This window comes from Microbacterium aurum (assembly GCF_016907815.1).
In the GTDB taxonomy this organism is placed as follows: Bacteria; Actinomycetota; Actinomycetes; order Actinomycetales; family Microbacteriaceae; genus Microbacterium; species Microbacterium aurum.
This window is the reverse complement of the sequence record NZ_JAFBCQ010000001.1, coordinates 536,181-558,105: the sequence shown is the minus strand read 5'-3', so window position 1 is coordinate 558,105 and position 21,925 is coordinate 536,181. Positions and strand designations below refer to the sequence as shown.

20 protein-coding genes and 1 pseudogene are annotated in these 21,925 nt (G+C 72.3%); 12 read left to right on the top strand and 9 right to left on the bottom strand.

Annotation, left to right across the window (positions count from 1 at the left end; genetic code table 11):
• Positions 1–81: 81 nt before the first annotated feature.
• Entirely contained in the window at positions 82–600 is a 519-nt protein-coding gene (locus JOD60_RS02750; protein WP_076688345.1) for an adenine phosphoribosyltransferase, read from the bottom strand.
• A gap of 90 nt (positions 601–690) precedes the next feature.
• Between JOD60_RS02750 and JOD60_RS02745 the strand changes: the two genes are divergently transcribed.
• The 5 genes from JOD60_RS02745 to JOD60_RS02725 all read left to right on the top strand — a co-directional run bounded on the left by JOD60_RS02745 (position 691) and on the right by JOD60_RS02725 (position 7,638).
• On the top strand, positions 691–2,388 hold the full coding sequence (locus JOD60_RS02745; RefSeq protein WP_076688343.1) for a glycoside hydrolase family 13 protein: 1,698 nt from the start codon (positions 691–693) through the stop codon (positions 2,386–2,388).
• A gap of 28 nt (positions 2,389–2,416) precedes the next feature.
• Entirely contained in the window at positions 2,417–3,439 is a 1,023-nt protein-coding gene (locus JOD60_RS02740; protein WP_076688341.1) for a LacI family DNA-binding transcriptional regulator, read from the top strand.
• 31 nt (positions 3,440–3,470) lie between these two features.
• Positions 3,471–4,691 carry an amidohydrolase gene (locus tag JOD60_RS02735; protein ID WP_076688339.1) on the top strand — a complete coding sequence of 407 codons (1,221 nt, stop codon included), beginning with the start codon at positions 3,471–3,473 and terminating at the stop codon, positions 4,689–4,691.
• Complete coding sequence (locus tag JOD60_RS02730) at positions 4,688–5,485, top strand: hypothetical protein (protein WP_076688337.1); 798 nt, start codon at positions 4,688–4,690, stop codon at positions 5,483–5,485. Before JOD60_RS02735 ends, JOD60_RS02730 begins: the two co-directional genes overlap by 4 nt.
• Positions 5,486–5,709: 224 nt before the next feature.
• Complete coding sequence (locus tag JOD60_RS02725) at positions 5,710–7,638, top strand: APC family permease (RefSeq protein ID WP_239542008.1); 1,929 nt, start codon at positions 5,710–5,712, stop codon at positions 7,636–7,638.
• A gap of 6 nt (positions 7,639–7,644) precedes the next feature.
• Here JOD60_RS02725 and JOD60_RS02720 read toward each other — a convergent pair whose 3' ends face one another.
• The gene (locus tag JOD60_RS02720; protein ID WP_076688332.1) at positions 7,645–8,589 is read right to left on the bottom strand and encodes a hypothetical protein; all 945 of its coding nucleotides are present in this window, start codon (positions 8,587–8,589) and stop codon (positions 7,645–7,647) included.
• A gap of 106 nt (positions 8,590–8,695) precedes the next feature.
• Between JOD60_RS02720 and JOD60_RS02715 the strand changes: the two genes are divergently transcribed.
• Positions 8,696–9,988 (top strand): aminotransferase class V-fold PLP-dependent enzyme, encoded by a 1,293-nt coding sequence (locus tag JOD60_RS02715; protein WP_076688330.1) that lies wholly within the window; start codon positions 8,696–8,698, stop codon positions 9,986–9,988.
• Positions 9,989–10,001: 13 nt separating this feature from the next.
• Positions 10,002–10,463, top strand: a complete 462-nt coding sequence (gene sufU, locus JOD60_RS02710; protein ID WP_076688328.1) for a Fe-S cluster assembly sulfur transfer protein SufU — start codon at positions 10,002–10,004, stop codon at positions 10,461–10,463.
• 42 nt (positions 10,464–10,505) lie between these two features.
• Here the strand turns inward: sufU and JOD60_RS02705 are convergent, their stop codons facing one another.
• From JOD60_RS02705 to JOD60_RS02695, 3 genes are read right to left on the bottom strand one after another with little or no spacing between them, the layout of a single operon-like run.
• Positions 10,506–11,018, bottom strand: a complete 513-nt coding sequence (locus JOD60_RS02705; RefSeq protein ID WP_232321671.1) for an alpha/beta fold hydrolase — start codon at positions 11,016–11,018, stop codon at positions 10,506–10,508.
• A gap of 22 nt (positions 11,019–11,040) precedes the next feature.
• Entirely contained in the window at positions 11,041–11,343 is a 303-nt protein-coding gene (locus JOD60_RS02700; protein ID WP_076688326.1) for a DUF427 domain-containing protein, read from the bottom strand.
• A 13-nt stretch (positions 11,344–11,356) separates the two neighbouring features.
• Complete coding sequence (locus tag JOD60_RS02695; RefSeq protein ID WP_076688324.1) at positions 11,357–12,874, bottom strand: MATE family efflux transporter; 1,518 nt, start codon at positions 12,872–12,874, stop codon at positions 11,357–11,359.
• A 189-nt stretch (positions 12,875–13,063) separates the two neighbouring features.
• Here JOD60_RS02695 and JOD60_RS02690 point away from each other — a divergent pair, with 189 nt between their 5' ends.
• The gene (locus JOD60_RS02690; RefSeq protein WP_076688322.1) at positions 13,064–13,993 is read left to right on the top strand and encodes a DUF808 domain-containing protein; all 930 of its coding nucleotides are present in this window, start codon (positions 13,064–13,066) and stop codon (positions 13,991–13,993) included.
• Positions 13,994–14,010: 17 nt separating this feature from the next.
• Here JOD60_RS02690 and JOD60_RS02685 read toward each other — a convergent pair whose 3' ends face one another.
• Both JOD60_RS02685 and JOD60_RS02680 read right to left on the bottom strand, forming a co-directional pair.
• A complete protein-coding gene (locus JOD60_RS02685) occupies positions 14,011–15,462 on the bottom strand; it encodes a serine hydrolase domain-containing protein (protein WP_084201858.1) in 1,452 nt (483 codons plus the stop codon).
• A 31-nt stretch (positions 15,463–15,493) separates the two neighbouring features.
• Positions 15,494–16,181, bottom strand: a pseudogene (locus tag JOD60_RS02680) (ABC transporter permease); the annotation flags it as partial.
• 32 nt (positions 16,182–16,213) lie between these two features.
• Between JOD60_RS02680 and JOD60_RS02675 the strand changes: the two are divergent.
• Both JOD60_RS02675 and JOD60_RS02670 read left to right on the top strand, forming a co-directional pair.
• Positions 16,214–16,447, top strand: a complete 234-nt coding sequence (locus JOD60_RS02675) for a ribbon-helix-helix protein (protein ID WP_076688320.1) — start codon at positions 16,214–16,216, stop codon at positions 16,445–16,447.
• Positions 16,437–16,811: a type II toxin-antitoxin system PemK/MazF family toxin gene (locus JOD60_RS02670; RefSeq protein WP_232321670.1), complete on the top strand. Its 375-nt coding sequence runs from the start codon at positions 16,437–16,439 to the stop codon at positions 16,809–16,811. The genes JOD60_RS02675 and JOD60_RS02670 overlap by 11 nt, the downstream gene beginning before the upstream one ends.
• 16 nt (positions 16,812–16,827) lie before the next feature.
• Here the strand turns inward: JOD60_RS02670 and helR are convergent, their stop codons facing one another.
• On the bottom strand, positions 16,828–19,050 hold the full coding sequence (gene helR, locus JOD60_RS02665) for an RNA polymerase recycling motor ATPase HelR (RefSeq protein WP_076688316.1): 2,223 nt from the start codon (positions 19,048–19,050) through the stop codon (positions 16,828–16,830).
• A 143-nt stretch (positions 19,051–19,193) separates the two neighbouring features.
• On the opposite strand from helR, the gene JOD60_RS02660 reads away from it, so the two are divergent.
• Both JOD60_RS02660 and JOD60_RS02655 read left to right on the top strand, forming a co-directional pair.
• Complete coding sequence (locus tag JOD60_RS02660; RefSeq protein ID WP_076688314.1) at positions 19,194–20,300, top strand: PQQ-dependent sugar dehydrogenase; 1,107 nt, start codon at positions 19,194–19,196, stop codon at positions 20,298–20,300.
• Positions 20,297–20,773: a hypothetical protein gene (locus tag JOD60_RS02655; RefSeq protein WP_076688312.1), complete on the top strand. Its 477-nt coding sequence runs from the start codon at positions 20,297–20,299 to the stop codon at positions 20,771–20,773. Before JOD60_RS02660 ends, JOD60_RS02655 begins: the two co-directional genes overlap by 4 nt.
• A 19-nt stretch (positions 20,774–20,792) precedes the next feature.
• Here JOD60_RS02655 and JOD60_RS02650 read toward each other — a convergent pair whose 3' ends face one another.
• On the bottom strand, positions 20,793–21,812 hold the full coding sequence (locus JOD60_RS02650; protein ID WP_076688311.1) for a zinc-dependent alcohol dehydrogenase family protein: 1,020 nt from the start codon (positions 21,810–21,812) through the stop codon (positions 20,793–20,795).
• Positions 21,813–21,925: the final 113 nt, after the last annotated feature.

Here is a 21,925-nt window from a genome sequence, read left to right as displayed (position 1 = left end):
GTTCGGCGCGGCGCGGCGCTCCGAGTATCCCATCGACACCGCGTCGCTCCCGGCATCCCGCGCCACGCCCCGCCGAACCGGCTACACCCGGAAGACGGCGTGCACGGGACCGGCGACCTCCTGGCCGCCGAGCGAGGCGAGCTCCATCAGCACGGCGGTGCCCGCCAGCTCCAGACCCAGCTCGGCGAGCAGCTGCTGCCCGGCGCGCAGCGTGCCGCCGGTGGCGAGGATGTCGTCGACGAGCAGCACCCGCGTGCCGCGCGGGAGGTCGTCGCTCATCTCGATCTGCGCCGTCCCGTACTCCAGCGCATAGGAGACGGATGCCGCGGGTCGCGGCAGCTTGCCCGCCTTGCGGATCGGCGCCATCCCGACGCCCGCGGCGATCGCGACGGCACCCGCGAGCATGAACCCGCGCGCCTCCACGCCGGCCACGACGTCGAACTCGCCCGCGAACGGCGCGATGACGGCGTCGACGACGGTGCGCAGCGCCGCGGCATCAGCCAGCAGCGGCGAGATGTCGCGGAACAGCACCCCGGGCTCGGGAAAGTCGGGGATCGATGCGATGAGGGATTCGGCGTGGGCGAGGGCCGCGGAAGTCACCGACCCAGGCTACGCGCCGACGCACCGCACGCGCGCACCCTTGCGCCACCCGCGCAAACATGCGCAAGCGCTTGCGCTACACTCGAGCGCATGACGTCGCAGCTGACTTCCCCCCTGCCCGAGATCGGCGAGACCCGCCCCGGCGCCGAATGGTGGCGCACCGCGGTGATCTACCAGATCTACCCGCGCTCGTTCGCCGACGCCTCCGGCGACGGCATCGGCGACCTGCCGGGCGTCACCGCCCACCTCGACGACCTCCGTTCCCTCGGCGTGGATGCCGTGTGGCTGAGCCCCTTCTACCGCTCGCCGCAGCACGACGCCGGCTACGACGTCGCCGACTACTGCGACGTCGACCCGCTGTTCGGCACCCTCGCCGACTTCGACGACATGCTCGCCGCGGCGCACGCCCGCGGCATCCGGGTCATCGTCGACCTCGTGCCCAACCACAGCTCTGACCAGCACCCGTGGTTCCAGCGGGCGCTCGCGGCGGCGCCGGGCAGTCCCGAGCGCGCGCTGTACATGTTCCGCGACGGCACGGGCGAGAACGGCGACCTGCCGCCCAACAACTGGGAGTCGGTCTTCGGCGGCCCGGCGTGGACCCGCACGACGAACCCCGACGGCACGCCCGGCCAGTGGTACCTGCACCTCTTCGACACGACGCAGCCCGACTTCGACTGGTCGAACCCCGCCGTGCAGGAGGAGTTCCGCCGCATCCTGCGCTTCTGGCTCGACCGGGGCGTCGACGGGTTCCGCGTCGACGTCGCCCACGGCCTGGTGAAGACCGACGGCCTGCCCGATCATCTCCCGGCGGTGGATGCCGACAGCATGGGCGGCGGCGAGGAGAACGTGCCGTACTGGGGCCAGGAGGGTGTCCACGAGATCTACCGGGACTGGCACCGCGTGCTCGCGGAGTACGACGGCGACCGCGCGCTGTGCGCCGAGGCGTGGCTGCCGACGGTGGACCGCACCGCGGAGTGGGTGCGCCCCGACGAGATGCACCAGGCGTTCAACTTCCCGTACCTCATGACGGAGTGGGAGACCCCGGCGATCCGCGAGGTCATCGCCGAGTCGGTGCGCGCGTTCCCCGCCGTCGGCGCCCCGGCGACGTGGGTGCTCTCCAACCACGACGTCGTGCGCCACGCGTCGCGGCTCGCCCTGACCGCGGAGAACCCGCAGGGTCACGGCATCGGTCCCGACAGCCCCGGCCAGCCGATCCCGGAGGTGGGCCTGCGCCGGGCCCGCGCGGCGACGACCGTCATGCTCGCCCTCCCCGGGTCCGCCTACCTCTACCAGGGCGAAGAGCTCGGCCTTCCCGAGGTCATCGCCCTGCCGCCCGAGTCGCGCCAGGACCCGACGTGGTTCCGCACCGACGGCGAGCGCTACGGCCGCGACGGATGCCGGGTGCCGATCCCCTGGTCGGCCGACGCGCCCGGGTACGGGTTCAGCCCGACGGGCGCCGCGTGGCTGCCGCAGCCGGCGGAGTGGGCGCAGCTCGCGCGCGACGTGCAGGAGGACGACCCGGAGTCGACGCTGTGGCTGTACCGGACGCTGCTGGCCACCCGCCGGGCCGAGAACCTCGGCGCCGGTGAGCTGGAGTGGCTCGACGGCTACGGCGAGGACGTCCTGGCGTTCCGCGTCTCGACCGGCGCGGCCGGCTCGGTGACGGTGCTCGCGAACGCCGGCAGCACGCCGGTGCCGCTTCCTGCCGGTACGGTGCTGGTGGCCAGTGCTCCGTTCGACGGCACGGATCTGCCCGTCGACGTGGCGGTCTGGATCGCCGCGGACTGAGCCGCCACCGACCGAGGGCGAGCGCGAGATGATCGGGATCGACGAGGTGGCACGTGCCGCCGGTGTGTCGACGACGACCGTCTCGCGCGCGCTGAGCGGCCGGGGGCGCGTCTCGGAGGCGACGCGTGAGCGCGTGCGGCAGACCGCGGAGCGGCTCGGCTACGTCGTCACCGCCGCTGCGGCGACGCTCGCCTCCGGGCGGGCACAGAACGTCGGGGTCGTCGTGCCGCTCCTGGATCGCTGGTTCTTCGCGACGGTGCTCGACGGCATCGCCGCGCAGCTCGCCCCGCGCGGGTACGACCTCACGCTGTACGCGCTGACCGACGACCCCGCGCAGCGGCGCGGCCTGTTCGAGACGTCGCTGCGTCGTCGCCGGGTCGACGGGCTCATCGTGCTGTCGGGCCTGCTGACCGACGACGAGGTGGCCCACGTCACGGGGCTCGGCCTGCCCGTCGTGGGGCTGGGCGTCCCGCGCGGCGACTTCCCGTCGCTGCGCGTGGACGACACGGCGGTCGGCCGGGTCGCGACCGAGCACCTCCTGCAGCGGGGCCACCGCGACATCGCGCACATCAGCGAGAGCCTCCCGGCGACATCGCCCGCCGACCCGGAGTTCGAGATCCCCTCGCGCCGCCGCCGCGGATACGAGGCGGCGATGGCGGATGCCGGCATCCGCGCCCCCCGCTTCGCCGAGGCCGACTTCACGATCGACGGCGGGCGGCGCGCGGCGCACGCGCTGCTGCGGTCGGCGGAGCCGCCGACGGCGATCTTCGCCGCCTCGGACGAGATGGCGTACGGTGTGCTGACCGCGGCGCGTGAGCTCGGCCTGTCGGTGCCCGGGGACCTGTCGGTGATCGGCGTCGACGGGCACGTCCTCGCGGGGCTGTTCGACCTCACGACGATCGACCAGTTCCCCCACGCCCAGGGCGAGCGGGCCGGCGAGGCGATCCTCGCTGCGCTCGAGGCGCCGACCCCGGCCGAGGCGGGGCTCGCGGCGGCATCCCTCCCCTTCGAGCTCGTCGTCCGCGGCTCGACGGCGGGCCCGCCCGCGTAGGCGGGTTGCGGGCCCGCGTAGGCTCCTTGGCATGGCCATCGATCTCGAAGCGCTGTACATCGACCTGCACCGGCATCCCGAACTGTCGTTCCAGGAGACCCGCACGGCGGGCGTCATCACCCGGGAACTGGCCGCGCTGGGGCTGGAGTACGTGGAGGGGCTCGGCAAGACCGGCGTCGCGACGCGCATCACCGGCGGCGCGGGCGAAGGCCCCGTCGTCTGGCTGCGCGCCGACATGGACGGCCTGCCCGTCGCCGAGCAGACCGGCCTCGCGTACGCGTCGACCGCCCGCGGCACCGACCCTGCTGGCACCGATGTCCCGGTGATGCACGCGTGCGGGCACGACATGCACGTGACCGCCCTGCTCGGCGCCCTGGAGAAGCTCGCCCAGACCCGCGACGAGTGGTCCGGCACCGTCGTCGCGGTCTTCCAGCCCGCCGAGGAGTACGGCGCCGGGTCTCAGGCGATGATCGCCGACGGCGTGCTCGAAAAGTTCCCGAAGCCCGACATCGTCCTCGGCCAGCACCTCACTCCCCTGCCGGCCGGCACGATCGGGGTGCGTCCGGGCACGCAGATGGCCGCCTCGGACGGCCTGACGGTGACCCTCCTCGGCCGCGGCGGACACGGGTCGCGCCCCCACGCCACGATCGACCCCGTCGTCATGGCCGCGGCGACCGTCATGCGGCTGCAGACGATCGTCTCCCGCGAGGTCGACCCGCGCGAGATGGCCGTCGTCACGGTCGGATCGATCCACGCGGGCCTGAAGAACAACATCATCCCCGCCGAGGCGCGCCTGGAGCTGAGCCTGCGCTACCCCGACGACGACGCGCGCGCCGACGTCATGGCACGCGTGGAGCGGATCGTGCGGGCGGAGGCCGCGGCATCCGGCGCCGAGCAGGAGCCCGTCATCGCCGTCGACCACTCGCTGCCGCCGACGATCAACGACCCCGACGCGACCGCGCGGCTGACTGCCGCGTTCGACCGCGCGTTCGGCGAGGGCACCGTCATCGACCCCGGCATGTTCACCGGGAGCGAGGACGTCTCGTGGTTCGCCCGCGAGGCGGGGGTTCCGCTCGTGTTCTGGTTCTGGGGCGGGCTCGACCCGCAGCAGTGGGCGGATGCCGCCGCGCGCGGCACCGTCAACGAGGACATCCCGACCAACCACTCCCCGTTCTTCGCGCCGATCCTGCACCCCACGATCGAGCGCGGCGTGGATGCCCTGGTCGTCGCGGCCCGGGAGTTCCTCGCGTGAGCGGCGACGACCCGTTCGGCCTGCTACAGCCATCGCCGTCCGAACCCGAGCCCGAGCGCGAGCCACGGCCCGACCGCGAGCCGCGCTCGCGCACCCCGCTCGTGCTGGGGATCATCGCGGCGGTGCTGTTCGTTGCGGTCGTGGTGACCCTCGCGATCGCGCTGACACGGTCCCCCGCGGCGACTCCGACCCCGACGACGCCGCCCGCGACCTCGGCGCCGACGACCGCCGCGCCCTCGCCGACGCCCACCGATGACCCCGCGACCGAACCGGTCGCCCTGCAGCTGACCGGCACGGGGTTCGCCCTGGTGGACGAGGCGGGCGAGGAGGTCTTCACCTACACGTGGGCGGGCGACGCCGCGGCCGCCGTGACCGCCCTCACCGACGCGTTCGGCGCCGCACCCACGACGCGGGTCGAACCCGGCGACGGCAGCCACTACCCCGACTACACCGTCTACCAGTGGGACGGCTTCATGCTGTTCGACATGGTCGAGACGCCCGGCGGCACGCCCCGCGCCGAGTACGCGCAGCCGTCGTACGTGCTGTTCTCGCGCAACGAGATCGGCGACATCTCGCTCGTCGCCGAGCACGGCCTGAAGATCGGCATGACGGTGGATGCCGTCCACGCCCTGTCTCCCGACCAGGAGATCCCCCGCGGTACGGTGGGCGCCATCCGGTTCGTGTTCGACCAGGCGCGATCGAACGCGGAAGGACCGCTGCAGTACAGCGTCTTCGCCGACACCGACGGGACCGTCGTGACGGCGGTGCTGTACTTCCGGTACTCCGACCTGTGAGCCGGGTCTTCCCGGGCATCGGTGAGCCGCTGGCGTGAGAGGACGCCGGGCTCGCAGGATGTCGCGCCGCGGGTCGCATTGCGCGGCGGACGGCCCGGGCGTAGTGTCGCGCCGTGACAGACGACAGTCGGGGCCCGGCGGAAGAGACGCCGATCGCCAAACGCATCCTCATCGGCGAGCCGCTGACGAGCGAAGAGCTCGAGGGGCAACTGCTCCCGAAGAGGATGGCGCTGCCGATCTTCGCCTCCGACGCGCTGTCGTCGGTGGCGTACGCGCCGCAGGAGATGCTGATGATCCTCCTCATCGGCGGCACCGCGTTCCTCGCGTTCAGCCCGTGGGTCGCGGCGGCGGTCGTGGCGCTGCTCATCGTCGTCGTGCTCAGCTACCGCCAGCTCATCAAGGCGTACCCCTCGGGCGGCGGCGACTACGAGGTCGCCCGCACGAACCTCGGCGAGAAGGCGGGCGTCGTCGTCGCGGCCGCGCTCCTGGTGGACTACGTGCTGACGGTCGCGGTGTCCGTGGCATCCGGCGTCGACAACATCATCTCGGCGCTGCCCGAACTCGATCCCTGGCGCGTCGAGCTCGCGGTCGGGTTCGTCGTGCTCATCATCGTGGTGAACCTGCGCGGGGTGCGCGAGGCGTCGACGGCGTTCGCCATCCCGACGTATCTGTTCATCGGGTCGGTGATGATCATGATCGTCACGGGTCTCGTGAGATGGATGCTGGGCGACGCGCCCATCGCCGAGAGCGCGCAGTTCGCCGTGCAGGCCGAAGACCTCAGCCAGGCCGCCGTGATCCTCCTCATCCTGCGCGCGTTCTCCAGCGGATGCTCGGCGCTGACCGGCGTCGAGGCGGTCTCCAACGGCGTGCCGGCCTTCCGGCACCCCAAGGTGCGCAACGCCCAGACGACCCTCGTGCTCATGGGTTCGATCGCGATCATCATGTTCGCGGGCCTGACGCTCCTCGCCCTCGTGGCCGGTGTGCATTACGCCGAGAATCCCTGCAACCTGATCGGCTTCGACTGCAAGGCCGCGGTGCAGCCGAGCCTCATGGCCCAGGTCGCCGCCGCCACGTTCGGAAACGGCAGCATCCTCTTCTTCGTGATCCAGGCGGCGACGGCGGCGGTGCTGCTCCTCGCGGCGAACACGGCGTTCAACGGGTTCCCCCTGCTGGGCTCGGTCCTCGCCCGCGACGGCTACGCCCCGAAGGCGCTCAACACGCGCGGCGACCGTCTCGTCTACTCGAACGGCATGATCATCCTGGGTCTTGCCGCCGTGCTCGTCCTCGTGATCTTCCAGGCGAAGCTCACGGTGCTGATCCAGCTCTACATCATCGGCGTCTTCGTGTCGTTCTCTCTGGGCCAGATCGGCATGGTGCGGCACTGGCGGCGCGAGCTGCGACTGCTCTCACCCAAGGCGGTGGGCGAACGCCGAGAGGCGTGGTCGGGCCTGTTCATCAACTCGCTCGGCGCGACCTTCACCGTCGTCGTGCTCGTGATCGTGACGATCACGAAGTTCACGCACGGCGCCTGGCTCGTCTTCCTCGCGATCCCCGTGCTGTCATTCCTCATGATCGGCGTGCACCGGTACTACCGCGACGTCGAGCACGAGATCGAGATGGACGACGACGTGCACTTCGGCGCGTCCGGGGACGTCGCGATCGTCCTCGTCGGCAAGCTGCAAAAGCCCGTCGCGAAGGCGATCGACTACGCCCTCGCCGCGAAGCACGACAAGACGATCGCGGTGCACATCGCCGTCACCGCAGATGACGCCCGCGAGGTGCAGGACGACTGGGAGTTCCACCACATGCCCGTGCCGCTGCTCGTGATCGAGTCGCCGTACCGGCAGTACGCCGCACCGCTCGCGCAGTTCATCACCGAGTACCGCAAGAAGCACGGCTCGTCGATCGTCACGGTCTACCTGCCGCAGTACATCGTCGGCCACTGGTGGGAGAGCCTGCTGCACAACCGCCGCGCGCGGCGCATCGCGCAGCAGCTCATGCTCGTCCACGGCGTGCAGATCACCCTCGTGCCGTGGCTGCTCGACTCCTCCGAGCTCATCTACGGCCGCCGGTCCCGGCCGCTGCCGGGCGACGATCGCGCCGGCCGCATCACGACGTACGGACTCGTCGCCCACACCGACGACGAGGCCTGACGCGGGTCATCCCGCCAGCAGCAGCTCCTCGCGGCGCCGCGCGAGCGCGACCAGGTGCTCGGCGACTGCGAGACGCCGTTCGGCGAGCGTGCGCTCCAGCTCGCTCAGCCGCACCCGCAGCCTGGTCGCCTCCTCCCGCGCCCGGGCGATGCGGTCGCGCACCATCCAGTCGCTGAACACGTTGTCGAACAGCACGTCGAAGACAGCGAGGGTGTCGGAGATCTCGACGCCCTGCACGCCCGTCACACCGATGTCGGCGAGCTCGATCCGCAGCCGCTCGAGCGCCCGGTTGACCCGCGCGAACGCCTTCGCGGAGTCGTCGAGCCGGCTGTGCTTCATCAGGTCGGCGACCATGCCGCCGCCGAAGAACGTGTCGTAGGTCGACCAGCCGCCCGCACTCTGGAGGCGCCCGAACGCCTCTTCCAGAGCGGCGGATGCCGCGCGCAGCGCCGTGACAGCCTCGTCGATCTCACGCTGCTCGGCCGTCGCGACTCCGATGCCCTGCGCGATCTGGCCGAGTTCGGCGGCCGCGGCGCCGGTCCCGGCCGAGCGGACCGCGCGCTCGTGAGCGGCGAGCGCGGCCGCATAGCGTGCCTCGACATCGCCGAGCGCCGCGCGGGCGGCGCGCAGTCGCGCGACCTCGCTCTCCGCCTGCTCGCGACGGTGCGTCGCACCGGCGACGGCGAGCGCGGCGGCATCCCGCTCCGCCCGCTCCCGCGCGGCCCGCTCGTCGAGGTCTCCGCGAAGCGTCGCCCACAGCCGCGACGGCGAGACGCCCACCAGACGTCGCACGTCGGCCTCCTCGACGCGCAGCCGGGCGGCGAGGTCCGCCTCCTCGGTGCGTCGCGCGGCGGCGGCGGTCTCCGCGGCGTCGAGCTGGGTCCCGAGACGGCGGTGCGCGGCACGGGCTTCCGCGGCGTCGCGGAGGTCGGTCTCGGTGTCAGAACCCATGCCGCCAGCCTGCCACGCCCGCCGGTGTCCGCCGACGTCCGCTCGTCCCCGAGCGCGGACGCCGGGCTCCGGAGCCCGGCCGAGCCCCGGGGCGTAGCCTAGAGGGGTGACTTCAGCGCCCGCGTCCCCGACCCTTGCCGCAGCGGCGGCGTCCACGGCGTCGGCGCTGCCGGCGCTTGACCCCGAGGCGATCCGGGCGGACTTCCCGATCCTCGCGGAGCAGGTGAACGGGCACCCCCTCGCCTACCTCGACTCGGCCGCGACCAGCCAGAAGCCGCTCGCCGTGCTCGACGCCGAGCGCGACTTCCTCACGCACGCCAACGCCGCCGTCCATCGGGGCGCCCACACCCTGGCCGCTGAGGCGACCGAGCTGTTCGAAGACGCGCGCGCGACGGTCGCCGGCTTTGTGGGCGCCGAGCCGGAGCAGTTGGTGTGGACGAGCGGCGCCACGATGGGGCTGAACCTCGTCGCATACTCGCTCGGGAATGCGGGCCTCATCCGGCCCGGTGACGAGATCGTCACGACGGCGATCGAGCATCACGCCAACCTCATCCCGTGGCAGGAGCTCGCCGCCCGCACGGGCGCGACCCTGCGTCATATTCCGCCGCGGGACGACGGCACGCTCGACATGGATGCCGCGGCCGCCCTCATCGGCGAGCGCACCCGCGTCGTGGCGTTCACGCACGTCTCGAACGTCCTCGGCATCGTGAACCCCGTGGCCGATCTCGTGGCGCTCGCCCGCGCCGTCGGCGCCCTCACGGTGCTCGACGCCTGCCAGTCCGCGCCGCACCTGCCGCTCGACCTGCCGGCGCTCGGCGTCGACCTCGCCGTCTTCAGCGGGCACAAGATGCTCGGCCCCTACGGTGTCGGCGGTCTCTACGGGCGCTCCGACGTGCTCGAGGCGCTGCCGCCGTTCCTCACCGGCGGATCGATGATCACGACCGTCACGCTCGACCGCGCCGAGTACCTCCCGCCGCCCCAGCGGTTCGAGGCGGGAACCCAGCCGGTGGGCCCCGCGATCGGGCTCGCTGCGGCCGTCCGCTATCTGGACGGCATCGGCCTCGAGCGGATCCATGCCCACGAGAGCATGCTCGCGTCGCGCATGCACGACGGGCTCGTCGGCATCCCCGGCATCCGCTTGCTCGGCGACGCCGTCGGTGCCGAGCGCGTCGGGCTGTGGTCGTTCGACGTCGAAGGCGTCCACGCACATGACGCGGGTCAGTACCTCGACGCCCTCGGGATCGCGGTGCGCGTCGGGCACCACTGCGCCGCTCCCCTCCACGCCCGCTACGGCGTGACGGCGAGCGTCCGCGCGAGCGCGGCCCTGTACAACACCACCGACGACATCGACCGTCTGGTCGAGGCGGTCGCCGGCATCCGCCCCTACTTCGGAGCATGAAGGCACCACTGACATGAGCGACCTCGACGCCCTCTACCGCGAGCTGATCCTCGATCACTCCAAGCATCCGCAGCACTTCGGTCTCACCGACGAGGGCGACGCGCCGACCAAGCCCGGCAGCTTCGGCACCTCGTACCAGAAGAACCCGGTCTGCGGTGATGAGATCACCCTCCGCGCCCGCGTCGACGGCGAGACCGTCGCGGATGTGGCCTGGGAGGGCCGCGGCTGCTCGATCTCGCAGGCCTCGGCGTCGATGCTCGCCGACCTCGTCGCCGAGGAGGGGCTCAGCCGGGCCGACGCCCTCCAGCTGATCGAGGGATTCCGCGAGGCGCTCCGCTCTCGCGGCGCGATCGAGCTCGACGAGGACGTCTACGGCGATGCCGCCGCCCTGTCGGGGGTGTCGAAGTTCTCCGCGCGCGTCAAGTGCGCCATGCTCGCCTGGGTCGCGCTCGAGGACGCCATCGCGAAGGCCTGACCCGCAGAACGGCGGCCGTCAGGCCGTCGGGGGTTCAGGCGTTCAGGCAGTCAGGCCGTCGCGGAGGAAGGCGATCGCCTCGGCGCGGAACACGCGCGAGCCCGGTGCGTTGAAGTGGTGCCGCGCGGGGATCTCGAGGAATCGCCCCTGCGGGCAGGCGGCGGCGAGCGCCTTCGACCCCTCGATCACGGCGTCGAGCGAGCCGGTCGCGAACAGCACCGGCTGCTGCGGCGCGTGCGCCGGGTCGGGATCCTCGGTGCGCGACGCGCGCATCCCCTCGGCGATCGCGAGCAGCGACCGCAGGTCGTTGCCGGAGACCCGGTCGGCGAGGCGGATGTAGTTCTGGGTGACGGGATCGGTCACCGGGGTGCCGTCGGCGATCAGCGCGCGCACCTGGCCGATGTCCAGTCGCGCGAGCGGGATGCCGTCGGGCACGCCGCCGAGCACGGCACGGGGGATCCGCGGCGCGATGTCCTGCACGACCTCCCAGCCGACGCGCGCACCGAGCGAGTACCCGACGTAGAACGCCTCGTCGACGAGGTAGGTGTCGAGCATCGTCTCGACGTCGCCGGCGCGGTCACTCCTGGGTGCTGATCTCTTTCCAGAACGCGACGTAGCCCGAGAAGTCCTTCCCGACGCGCTCGATCCCGCTCTCGTACGGATGCGGGTACGTCCAGGCGCGGTCGGCGAGCACCTCGTCGCCGTCCCGCACCGAGTAATACTGGCACTCGCCCTTCCACGGGCACGTGTACGGCGTCGGGCTCTCCTGCAGCAGCTCCCACCGCACGCTCGACGGCGGGAAGTACCAGTTGCCCTCGATGGAGATGAGATCGTCGCGGTCGGCCTCGGCCACCGTGGTCTCGCCCAGCACAGCCTTCATGGCATCCTCCGCCTCATCGCCGCTTCTGCGTTGCCCTGGTCACACCCTTCCACCGGCGCCGCCCGGGCGCAACGAGGTCGGTCGCGGGATGCTGGGACAGCGGAATCGGCTGCGTCACGACGGCATCGACCACCATCGAGCCGTCCGTGGGACCGACCACCGCGATGGGGGTCGTCAGCGTCGGCTCGTCGGGATCCACCGGCATCCGCTCCAGCGCGCGATGGGCGCGCAGGTAGGCCGGCACGAGAATGACGACGGCGCCGATCCACGCGAGCGGATTGCTCCACACGACGCCGACGAACCCGAGGGCGTGGCCGAGCACGACCGCCGCGCCGACGCGCATCGCGAGTTCGATGACGCCGGTGACGGTCGGGATGATCGTGCTGCCAAGGCCCTGCAGCGTGCCGCGCAGGATGAACAGCACCGCGAGCGCGGTGTAGGTGTACCCGTTGATGTGCAGCATGAGGGTGGCCATCTCCACCACGCGCTCCGACCCGTCGCCGACGAAGAGGCGCACGAGCGGGGTGCCGAGCGTGATGAGCAGGATGCCGAGGACCACCGCGGCCGCCACGGCCATCCACATCGCCTGCACGACGCCGCGGCGGATGCGGTCGGGACGGCGGGCGCCGAGGTTCTGCGCGGCGTACATCGACGCCGCGAGTCCCAGCGACTGCAGGAGCGCCACGGCGAGGCCGTCCACGCGCGAGGCGGTCGTGTAGGCGGCGACGGCATCCGCCCCCAGCGTGTTGAGGGCGACCTGCACCGTCAGGGTGCCGATCGCGATGATCGACGCCTGGAATCCCATCGGCAGGCCGAGGCGTAGGTGCAGGGCGAGGTCGGCCCGCGTGACGCGCCAGTCGAAACGGCGCACGTGCAGCACCGGCACCCGGCGGCGCACGAACTCCAGGCACAAGAGCACCGACACCGCCTGCGAGACGACGGTCGCCATGGCGGCGCCGCCCACGCCCCACTCCAGCGGCCCCACCATGAGGATCACGAGCCCGACGTTCAGCGCGCACGCGATCGTGAGGAACACCAGCGGCGTGCGCGAGTCGCCGATCGCGCGGATGATCGCGGCGAGGAAGTTGAACGCCATCATCGCGCCCGCGCCGAGGAAGCTGATCTGCGCGAACACGGTCGCCTCGGCCATGAGCTCGTGCGGCGTCAGCAGCAGTGCGAGCGCCGGGCCGGCCAGCATCGGTGCGAACACGGTGAGCAGGAGGCTCGTGATGGCGGTGAGGACCGTGCCGGCGGCCACCGACCGGCGCACCGCCGCATAGTCGCGCGCGCCGAAGGCCTGCGCCGTCGGGATCGCGAAACCGCTCGTGAGACCCCAGGCGAAGCCGAGCAGCAGGAACAGCAGGCTGCCGGTGGCGCCCACGGCGGCGAGCGCGTCGACGCCGAGGTGACGCCCGACGACGATCGCATCGACGACTTGGTACAGCTGCTGCACGATGTTGCCGATGAGGAGCGGCACCGAGAACGCGAGGATGACGCGCCACGGGCTGCCGGTCGTGAGCGAACGTGCCATGAAGGTGCCTTCGAGAGTGGGGGATGCCGGGGACGACGCCCGGGAACAGCGAAGGGCGCCCCGGATCGGAGCGCCGCGACTCCAGTGTATCGAATCGATTCGGAGCGGCACAAGTCCGCGGCATCCGGCACGATCTCGTCGAGACCCCGGTGGCGCGGCGTCGGAGGCCGGGCCGGTACTGTTGGACGCATGTCCGTGGGTCTGCTCGCCGTCGTCGACGACATCCTCAGCGCCGCGCTCAAGGCGTCAGCGAAGTCAGCCGGCGTCGTGATCGACGACGCGGCCGTCACGCCACAGTACGTGGAGGGACTCTCGCCGGCCCGCGAGCTGCCGGTCGTGGGACGCATCGCGCTCGGGTCGCTTGCGAACAAGTTCCTCATCATCATCCCGATCGCGATGGTGCTGACGGCATTCGCGCCGTGGGTGCTGCCGTGGCTGCTCATCGTGGGTGGTGTCTACCTGTGCTTCGAGGGCGCCGAGAAGGTGCTGGAGTGGTTCGGGTTCCACCACGGCGGGCATGAGGACGAGGGCGGCCGCGACGAGAAGCGGCTGGTCGCCGGCGCCGTGCGCACCGACCTGATCCTCTCGACCGAGATCATGCTGATCGGGCTCGCCTCGCTCGCCGCCGACCTCGGCTTCTGGATGCGCCTGGCGGTACTCGCGATCATCGCGCTGGCGATGACGGCGCTCGTCTACGGAGCCGTCGCGCTGCTGGTGAAGCTCGACGACATCGGCCTGAAGATGGCCAAGAGCACCTCCGAACAGGTGCGCCACACCGGCACCCGTATCGTGCGCTCCATGCCCGCCGTCTTCCGGGTGATCTCCGTCGTCGGGACCGTCGCGATGCTGTGGGTCGGCGGGCACCTCGTGCTCGCGAACCTCGGCGAGGTCGGCTGGCACGCGCCGGTCGATCTCCTCCACGGCGTCGAGCACGCGCTCGAGCCGCTGGGGCCGGTCGTCGTGTGGTTCGGCGACACCCTGGTGTCGGCGATCGCGGGTCTCGCGGTGGGCCTCGTCATCGTCGGCATCGCGCTCGTCATCGGCAAGGCGTTCGGCAAGAACCTCAGCTTCGCCGAGGGCCACGCGGCGCCCGCGACGCCGCACGCCTCGTCGGAGTAACGCGCCGCCGCCGGCCGTCAGCCGCCGATGACGGATGCCGGGACGCGCAGCACCTCCCAGCCGCCGCCGAGCGGCGGGATGCGCCACCCCGCCGCGATCCGGCCGTCGGCATCCCGGTGCACGATGGCGCGGTGCGGCGACGTGGTGTCGACGACGTGGACGAGCACCGACCCGTCGGGCCGCTGCTCGCCGCGGGTCGCGAGCGCGAGGCGATCGGCTCCGGCGTTCGAAAAGCAGGCTGGATCGCGCTGCGCGGCGCCCTCGGGGGCGCCAGCGGCCGGTTCAGCCTGCTTTTCGCACACGATCTCGTGCCACCCCGCCCCGACGGGCAGCGCACCGACGCCCGGGAGCGTCAGCGTCCACCCGCCGCCCGCGGCGTCGGTCAGGGTCAGGCCCGCCGCGTCGAAGGGCGCCTCGGCCATGATCGTCAGCCGGTCGCGGGCGTCCCAGGAGTCGCGGGGGCGGACCGCATCCGCGGCGGCGGCGACCGTGCCCGCCGCCTCACCGGCGGCATCCGCGGTCTCGACGGCCGCGACGAACGCCCAGAACGCGCGCAGCGTCGCCTGCGGGTCGAGCGTCGCGCCCTGGTACGCGATGACGAGATCGCGCTCGGGCAGGACGAGCGCGAACTGTCCCGCCGCCCCGTCGAGCCGGAAGCCGTGGCGCCCGCGCCACACCTGGTAGCCGTAGCCGAGCGCCCAGTCGTTGACCTCACTCGGTCCCGCCGGCGGCCCGTCGAAGGCAGCGGTGACCGACCAGGCCCGGCTCATCTCCTCGACGTACCAGGCCGGCGCGACCTGCGCCCCGGCGAACACGCCGCCCGCGCCGAGCATGACACCGGTGCGCGCGAGGTCGTCGACGGTGAGGTGGTACCCGCTCGCGCCGTGCTCGATCCCGCCGCGCGAGCTCATCCACCGCTCCCCGATCCCGAGCGGATCCAGCAGCCGGGGGCGCAGGTAGGCGGTCAGCGCCTCGCCGGTCACCGCGGTGACGATCGCCGACAGGGCGTGGGTTGCGGGGGAGTTGTAGGCGAAGTGGCTGCCGGGCGCGTGTGCGGGGTCGATCGCCATCAGCATCCGCGGGTCGTCGCCGACCCGCTCGATCTGCTCGGCGGAGTGGCCGGTGTTCATCGTCAGCAGGTGACGCACCGTGATCTCGTGCGGGTTCGGCACGCCGAGGAGTGCTCCGGCGGAGTCGTCGAGCCCCAGCCGCCCCTCGTCGGCGAGGAAGCCGATCGCGAGCGACGTGTAGGTCTTGGATGCCGAGTACACCAGCGCGGGCCGGTCGAGTCGGTACGGCGCCCAGGCCGTCTCGAAGGCGACCTCGCCGTGCCGCGCGATGAGCAGGGCGTGCGGGTCGAGCCCTTCGTCCTGCAGGCGGTCGGCGAGTGCCGCGAGGGCGGCGGTGGGAATGCCGAGGGCTTCCGGGGTGCGGCGGGCCAACGCCCGCGTCGTCGGGAGGGACGTCATCCCTCCACCCTAGAAGCCCTCGGCGGCGGTCTCAGCGCAGCCGCCGGTTGTAGAGGCGGGTCGCGATCACGGCGGCCACGATGAGGATGCCGGTGCACCAGCCCAGGGCGATCCACAGCTCGCTGCCGACGGGCGTTCCCGCCAGCAGCGCGGATCGAGTTGACGATGGGCGTCACCGGCTGGTTCTCGGCGAACCAGCGGACCGGCCCGGGCATCGTGTCGGGCGGGACGAATGCCGAGCTCAGGAACGGCAGGAAGATGAGCGGGTAGGAGAACGCGGTCGCCCCGTCGACGCTCTTCGCCGCGAGCCCCGCGATGACCGCGAGCCAGGTGAGGGCGAGCGTGAACAGCACCAGGATGCCGACAACCGCCAGCCACGCGAGCACCCCGGCGCCGGAGCGGAAGCCCATGAGGAGCGCCACCCCGACGACGATCGCGAGCGAGACGAGGTTCGCCGCGAGTGAGGTCAGCACATGCGACTACAGCACACTGGCGCGCGCGATCGGCATGGACTGGAACCGTTCCACGATGCCGCCCTGCAGATCGAGGAAGAGCCGGTACGACGTGTACGCGACCCCCGACGCGATCGTGATGAGCAGGATGCCGGGGAGCAGGTAGTCGACGTACGATGCGGTCCCGGTCTGGATCGCACCCCCGAACACGTAGACGAACAGCAGCATGATCGCGATCGGCATGATCGCGCAAGCGGCAATCTGATCCCCGTCGTCATACCCCGCGGTATCCTTTGTGTATGCCTCTGACGACGATCAAGGTGCCGGTGGAGCTGCGCGAGCGCGTCAGCACCGCGGCGCGGGAGCGCGGCGTCACGGCTGCGACCCTCTTGAGCGAGCTTCTCGACCAGGATGAGCGCCGACAGCGGCTGGCCGCTGCCCGTGACGCCATCGAACGCCAGCCCCCTGATGAGTCCTATTGGGCGGAAGCCCGCGCCTGGGACGAGATCGCGGGCGTCGGCGATGATGACTGAACCTGCCGCCGACGCACCGGCGACACTGCATCGTGGCGATGTCGTCTGGGCCGCGCCCGATCCCGCCGTCGGGCGCGAACAGGCGGGGCGCCGGCCCGCGGTCATCGTGTCTTCCGCGGGTCACCTCGCGCTGGCGACGCGGCTCGTCTTCGTGGTTCCGGTGACGTCGGTCGAGCGCGGATGGCCGAACCACGTCGCGCTCAGCGGGCGGACCCTGACACTGACAGACCCGAGCTTCGCCATGACGGAGCAGCTCAAGACCATCGACCGCGCCCGCATTCAGCGGTTGGCCGGGCAGGTGGACCAGGCGACCATGACCGCCATCGACCGGTGGGTGGCCGACTTCCTCGACCTCGCTCGCTGACGCGGTCGCGCGCCGCTCAGGTGAGGATGACGAGCTGCTGCGTCGCGCGGGTCATGGCGACGTAGCGGTCGACGGCTCCGGCGACGCCCGTGCCGAATCCATCGGGGTCTACGAGCACGACGAGATCGAACTCCAGGCCCTTCACGAGCTCCGGCGAGAGCGAGCGCACCCGATCGCGAGGCGCGAAACCGGGGTCGCCGATGACGACCGCGGTGCCCTCGTCATGCTCCCGCTCCCACGCGGTGAGGATGCCGTCGAGCTCGCGGCGCCGACCGCGCCGCACCGCAACACCGGTACGGCGGATCGACAGCGGCACGTTCGCGTCGGGGAGGGCCGCCCGGATCACGGGGCCGGCAACGGCCATGACCTCCTCGGGGGTGCGGTAGTTCACCGTGAGGGTCGCGACGGTGGTCCGCGGGATGCCGACGCGCTCGAGGCGCTCGACCCACGACTCGGCGAACCCGTGCCGCGCCTGGGCGCGGTCGCCCACGATCGTGAGGCTGCCCGACGGGCAGCGGCTCAGCAGCATCCGCCACTGCGCGTCGGTGAGCTCCTGCGCCTCGTCGACGACGAGGTGTGCGAACGGGCCGGCGAGCGGGTCGATGTCGGATGCCGCGGGCTGCGCGAGCGTGCGGCGAAGATCCTGACCGCGCAGCATCGACATGATCCGCAGGTCGCCGTCGTCGGCGGCGATGAGGTCGGTGACGACGTCGGACATCAGGCGCTGCGCCTCCGCCTCCTCCCGCCGAGCACGGCGACGGCGCACCTCGCTCTTCGGGTCGCCGATCGCGCGCCGCGCGGCGTCGAGAAGCGGGAGGTCCGCATCGGTCCACGACGACCCCGCGGCGGCGACGACGGCGGCCTCGGCATCCGTCAAGTACGGCGCACACCGGTGCAGCAGGTCGGCGCTCGAGAGCAGGCCGCGCAGAAACGCGTCGGGGTCGAGCAGCGGCCACATCCGGTCGAACATCGTGCGCAGCTCGTCGTCGTTCTCGAGCGCCTCGCGCACCGACTCGTCGTCATCCCAGCCCGCCCCGTACGCGTCGAAGTCGTCGCGGCGACGCGACGCGTCGCCCCAGCCCTCACCCCAGCCGTCATCAGCGGAGCCGCCGCCCCGCTCGTCGCCGACCCGCGCCTCCAGCAGGTCGAGCAGCCGCTCCCACGCCTCGGTGCGCAGCGCGTTGTGGGGCAGGGTGTCGGCTCCGGCGAAGACCTCCGCCCATTCCTCGGACCCGATCGCGAGGGTGCCCCAGGCGGTCTCGATCGCGACGGTGCGCCGCGGCGGGCGCTGCCACAGTCCGACGGCTGCGGCCACGGCATCCACAAGGCGCGCGTCGCCCTTGAGACGGCGCACCTCCGGGTCGGTCTCGGCCGGGGCGTCGGCGCCGCCCGGCACGAGGTCGCTGAGCGCGCAGACGAGCGCGCCCTCTTCGCCGAGGCTCGGCAGCACGTCGTCGACGTAGTCGACGTAGGGGCGGTGCGGGCCGACGAACAGCAGCCCGCCGCGCCCGTCCTGCAGGCGCGGGTCGGCGTAGAGGAGGTAGGCGGCGCGGTGCAGCGCGACGACGGTCTTGCCCGTTCCGGGACCGCCGTCGACCACCAGGGCGCCGCGCGAATCGGCGCGGATGATGGCGTCCTGGTCGGTCTGGATCGTCGCGAGCACATCGCGCATGCGCGGCGACCGGCTCGCGCCGAGGCTCGCGATGAAGGCCGACTCGTCGTCGAGAGCGGCGGAGTGGTCGATACCGTCGGGCGCGAAGACCTCGTCCCAGTAGTCGACGATGCGTCCGGCGCGCCAGCGGTACCGGCGACGGCTGGTGAGCCCCATCGGATCGGCGCCGCTCGCGGCGAAGAAGGGGGCGGATGCCGGGGCACGCCAGTCGGTGAGCAGGCGCCGCTCGTCAGGGCCGGCGAGACCGAATCGGCCGAGATAGGTCACCGTCCCGGCGTCGTCGACCATCCGTCCGATGCATGCGTCGAGCCCGAACCGGTCGAGCACCCGCAGCCGCGCCGCGAGCTGCTGCACCTCGAGGTCGCGCTCCAGCGCCCGCTGCCCGGCGGCGGCCGGCTCGCGCCGGAGCGCGTCGAGGCGGTGCCGCACCCGCTCCCGCTCGCTCGTGAGCGCGGCGTGCATGGCGGCGAACTGCTCCTCGTCGCGGCCGATGAGGGCCGAGGTGGCCTTGCGACGCAGCCGCTCGGGAAGGTCGAACGGACTCGCGGTGGGCTGTGATGACGGCATCCTGCTCCTTCTCGCGCGCATCCTTCCCGCACACAGGGGAATCGTCGCGCGACCAGCGATTCTGCCGCACAGAGGGGGCCTTGCCGCAAGACCCCCCTCTCGCGGGATAATGGAAAGGGAAGAGATCCGACGGGGTGGATCCGATGACATCCGCAGCACGCACGGCCGGTCGGCGCTCGCGTGCGGCCCTGGTGCTCCTGCTGCTGCCGGTGACGGCGTGCGCGCCGCTCCTCACTCCCCCCGTCCCCGCGCCCGCCGTGCGCGAGCCGTCCACCGTCGACGCCGGCACCGCCGCGACCGACGTCGTCACCGAGCTGACGACGCCGTGGTCGATGGTCGTCGTGGGAGATTCGGTGCTCGTGAGCGAGCGAGACACCGGGCGCATCGTCGAGGTCACCGCCGCGCACGACGTCCGCGAGGTGATCACGGTCGCCGGGGTGCGGCACGGCGGTGAGGGCGGGCTGCTGGGGCTCGCCGTCGACCCCAGCGGTGAGCACCTGTACGCCTACTCGACCGCCGACGCCGGCAACCGCGTGCAGCGCTACGACCTCGACGGCGAGCCGGGAGCCCTCACCCTGGCGGCGCCCGTCGATGTCGTCTCGGGGCTGCCGTCCGCGGGAAACCACAACGGCGGGCGCATCGCATTCGGCCCCGACCGGATGCTGTACGTCACGGTCGGGGATGCCGGGGACCGCGCCGCGGCGCAGGACGTCGACGCTCTCGCGGGCAAGATCCTGCGGCTCGAGCCCGACGGCACCGTTCCTGCGGACAACCCGTTCCCGGGCTCGCCGGTGTACAGCTACGGCCATCGCAACCCCCAGGGCATCGCGTGGTCTGCCGACGGTCGCATGTTCGCGAGCGAGTTCGGGCAGGACACGTGGGACGAGCTGAACGTGATCGAGCCGGGCGGCAACTACGGCTGGCCCGAGGTGGAGGGGATCGGCGGCGACGACGCGTACATCGACCCCGTGCAGGTGTGGGCGCCGACCGACGCGAGTCCGAGCGGGCTCGCCGCGATCGGCGACACGCTCTATCTCGCGAACCTCCGCGGCGAGCGCCTGCGGGCGATCCCGGTCGCCGACCCGGCGACGTCGACCGAGCTGCTCGCACACGAGTTCGGCCGGCTGCGCGATGTGGTGCTCGGCCCCGACGGACGCGTGTGGGTCGCGACGAGCAATCGCGGCGGGCGCGGCACGGCGGCTCCCGGCGACGACCGCATCGTGTCGTTCGAGGCGTCGGCCGGCGGATGACGATCGTTCTCGTCGAGGGCGAGAGCGACCGCGCCGCCGTCGAGGTGCTCGCCGCTCGTCTCGAGGTGACCGGCGTCGACGTGCGGGCCGTGGGCGGATCGAAGGGCGCGCGGCGTGCGATCGACGCGCTGCCGGCGAAGCGGGTGATCGGCCTCGTCGACGCGAACGAGCGGGCCGACTTCGAGACGGTGCTGGATGCGGTGTTCGTGTGCGCCCCGGATCTCGAGGGCGAGTTCGTGCGTGCGCTCGGCGCCGCGCGCGTGGTGGCGCTTCTCGAGGAGCAGGGCGAGGGCGCGTCGTTCCGCCGGCTGCAGCGCCAGCCCGCGCAGCGCGGTCGCATGCTCGAGGAGCAGCTCGGCCAGTTCTTCGCGGGGCGCAGCGGCAACAAGCTGCGCTACGCCCGCCTCATGGCCGACGCCGTCGAGCTGACGCGGATGCCGCCGCCGCTGCGCGCTCTGCTCGACGCGTGCTGACCGGCGACAGGGGTGTCGCTCAGACGGTCAGCAGCACCTTGATCGCGCGACGCTCGTCCATGGCTTTGTAGCCTTCGGCGGCCTCCTCGAGCGGGAGCGTCAGGTCGAAGACGACGCCGGGGTCGATCTCGCGGTCCCAGATGAGCTGGATGAGCTCGGGCAGGAACCGGCGCACCGGTGCCGGGCCGCCGTGCAGGTGCACGCCGGAGTGGAACAGCCGCTGGCCGTCGAGCGTCACGTCGTGCGAGACGCCGACGTAGCCGACGTGTCCGCCGGCGCGGGTCGAGCGGATCGCCTGCGTCATCGACTCCTGCGTGCCGACGGCTTCGATCGTCGAGTGCGCGCCGAGGCCGTCGGTGAGCTCGCGGATCCGGGCGACGCCCGCCGAGCCGCGCTCCTCGACGATGTCGGTGGCGCCGAAGCGACGGGCCAGGGCCTGGCGGTCGGCGTGCCGTGACATGGCGATGATGCGCTCGGCGCCGAGCTGCTTCGCGGCGAGGATGCCGAGGAGACCCACGGCTCCGTCACCCACGACGGCGACGGTCTTGCCGGGGCCCGCCTCGGCGGCGACCGCGGCGAACCAACCCGTCCCCAGCACGTCGGAGGCGGCGAGCAGTGAGGGGATCAGGTCGGGGTCGGGCTGACCGGGGGTGGCGACGAGGGTGCCGTCGGCGTTCGGGATCCGCGCGTACTCGGCCTGCGTGCCCTCGCGGCCGGCCGGGGTGCGATGGACGCAGAACGATTGATAGCCGGCGCGGCAGATCTCGCACGTGTTATCGGACGTGAAGAACGAGCCGACGACGAAGTCGCCGACCGTGACGTTCTGCACGGCCGCACCCACCTCGGTGACCGTGCCGACGTACTCGTGCCCCATCGTGGCATCGTGCACGTCGTCGGCGCCGCGGTACGGCCACAGATCCGAGCCGCAGATGCACGTCGCGGCGAGGCGGATGACGGCATCCGTCGGGTCGACGATCTGCGGGTGCTCGCGGTCTTCGACACGGACGTCGCCGGGGGCGTGCATGATGACTCCACGCATTGTGGTGTCCCTCCTTCTCGTTGCTGCCGTGGCCACGCTACGCCCTCGCGACCGGCATCGCGTACGGCGATCCTGCGCGGGTTGTGGAGCTTCGGCAGCTGGCTGTTCCGCGG

Bases quoted from the DNA above. Each gene is read 5' to 3' on its own strand.
- JOD60_RS02745 (WP_076688343.1), top strand. From the start codon at position 691: ATGACGTCGCAGCTGACTTCCCCCCTGCCCGAGATCGGCGAGACCCGC.
- JOD60_RS02740 (WP_076688341.1), top strand. From the start codon at position 2,417: ATGATCGGGATCGACGAGGTGGCACGTGCCGCCGGTGTGTCGACGACG.
- JOD60_RS02735 (WP_076688339.1), top strand. From the start codon at position 3,471: ATGGCCATCGATCTCGAAGCGCTGTACATCGACCTGCACCGGCATCCC.
- JOD60_RS02725 (WP_239542008.1), top strand. From the start codon at position 5,710: ATGGCGCTGCCGATCTTCGCCTCCGACGCGCTGTCGTCGGTGGCGTAC.
- JOD60_RS02720 (WP_076688332.1), bottom strand. From the start codon at position 8,589: ATGGGTTCTGACACCGAGACCGACCTCCGCGACGCCGCGGAAGCCCGT.
- sufU (WP_076688328.1), top strand. From the start codon at position 10,002: ATGAGCGACCTCGACGCCCTCTACCGCGAGCTGATCCTCGATCACTCC.
- JOD60_RS02705 (WP_232321671.1), bottom strand. From the start codon at position 11,018: ATGCTCGACACCTACCTCGTCGACGAGGCGTTCTACGTCGGGTACTCG.
- JOD60_RS02700 (WP_076688326.1), bottom strand. From the start codon at position 11,343: ATGAAGGCTGTGCTGGGCGAGACCACGGTGGCCGAGGCCGACCGCGAC.
- JOD60_RS02695 (WP_076688324.1), bottom strand. From the start codon at position 12,874: ATGGCACGTTCGCTCACGACCGGCAGCCCGTGGCGCGTCATCCTCGCG.
- JOD60_RS02690 (WP_076688322.1), top strand. From the start codon at position 13,064: ATGTCCGTGGGTCTGCTCGCCGTCGTCGACGACATCCTCAGCGCCGCG.
- JOD60_RS02685 (WP_084201858.1), bottom strand. From the start codon at position 15,462: ATGACGTCCCTCCCGACGACGCGGGCGTTGGCCCGCCGCACCCCGGAA.
- JOD60_RS02675 (WP_076688320.1), top strand. From the start codon at position 16,214: ATGCCTCTGACGACGATCAAGGTGCCGGTGGAGCTGCGCGAGCGCGTC.
- JOD60_RS02670 (WP_232321670.1), top strand. From the start codon at position 16,437: ATGATGACTGAACCTGCCGCCGACGCACCGGCGACACTGCATCGTGGC.
- helR (WP_076688316.1), bottom strand. From the start codon at position 19,050: ATGCCGTCATCACAGCCCACCGCGAGTCCGTTCGACCTTCCCGAGCGG.
- JOD60_RS02660 (WP_076688314.1), top strand. From the start codon at position 19,194: ATGACATCCGCAGCACGCACGGCCGGTCGGCGCTCGCGTGCGGCCCTG.
- JOD60_RS02655 (WP_076688312.1), top strand. From the start codon at position 20,297: ATGACGATCGTTCTCGTCGAGGGCGAGAGCGACCGCGCCGCCGTCGAG.
- JOD60_RS02650 (WP_076688311.1), bottom strand. From the start codon at position 21,812: ATGCGTGGAGTCATCATGCACGCCCCCGGCGACGTCCGTGTCGAAGAC.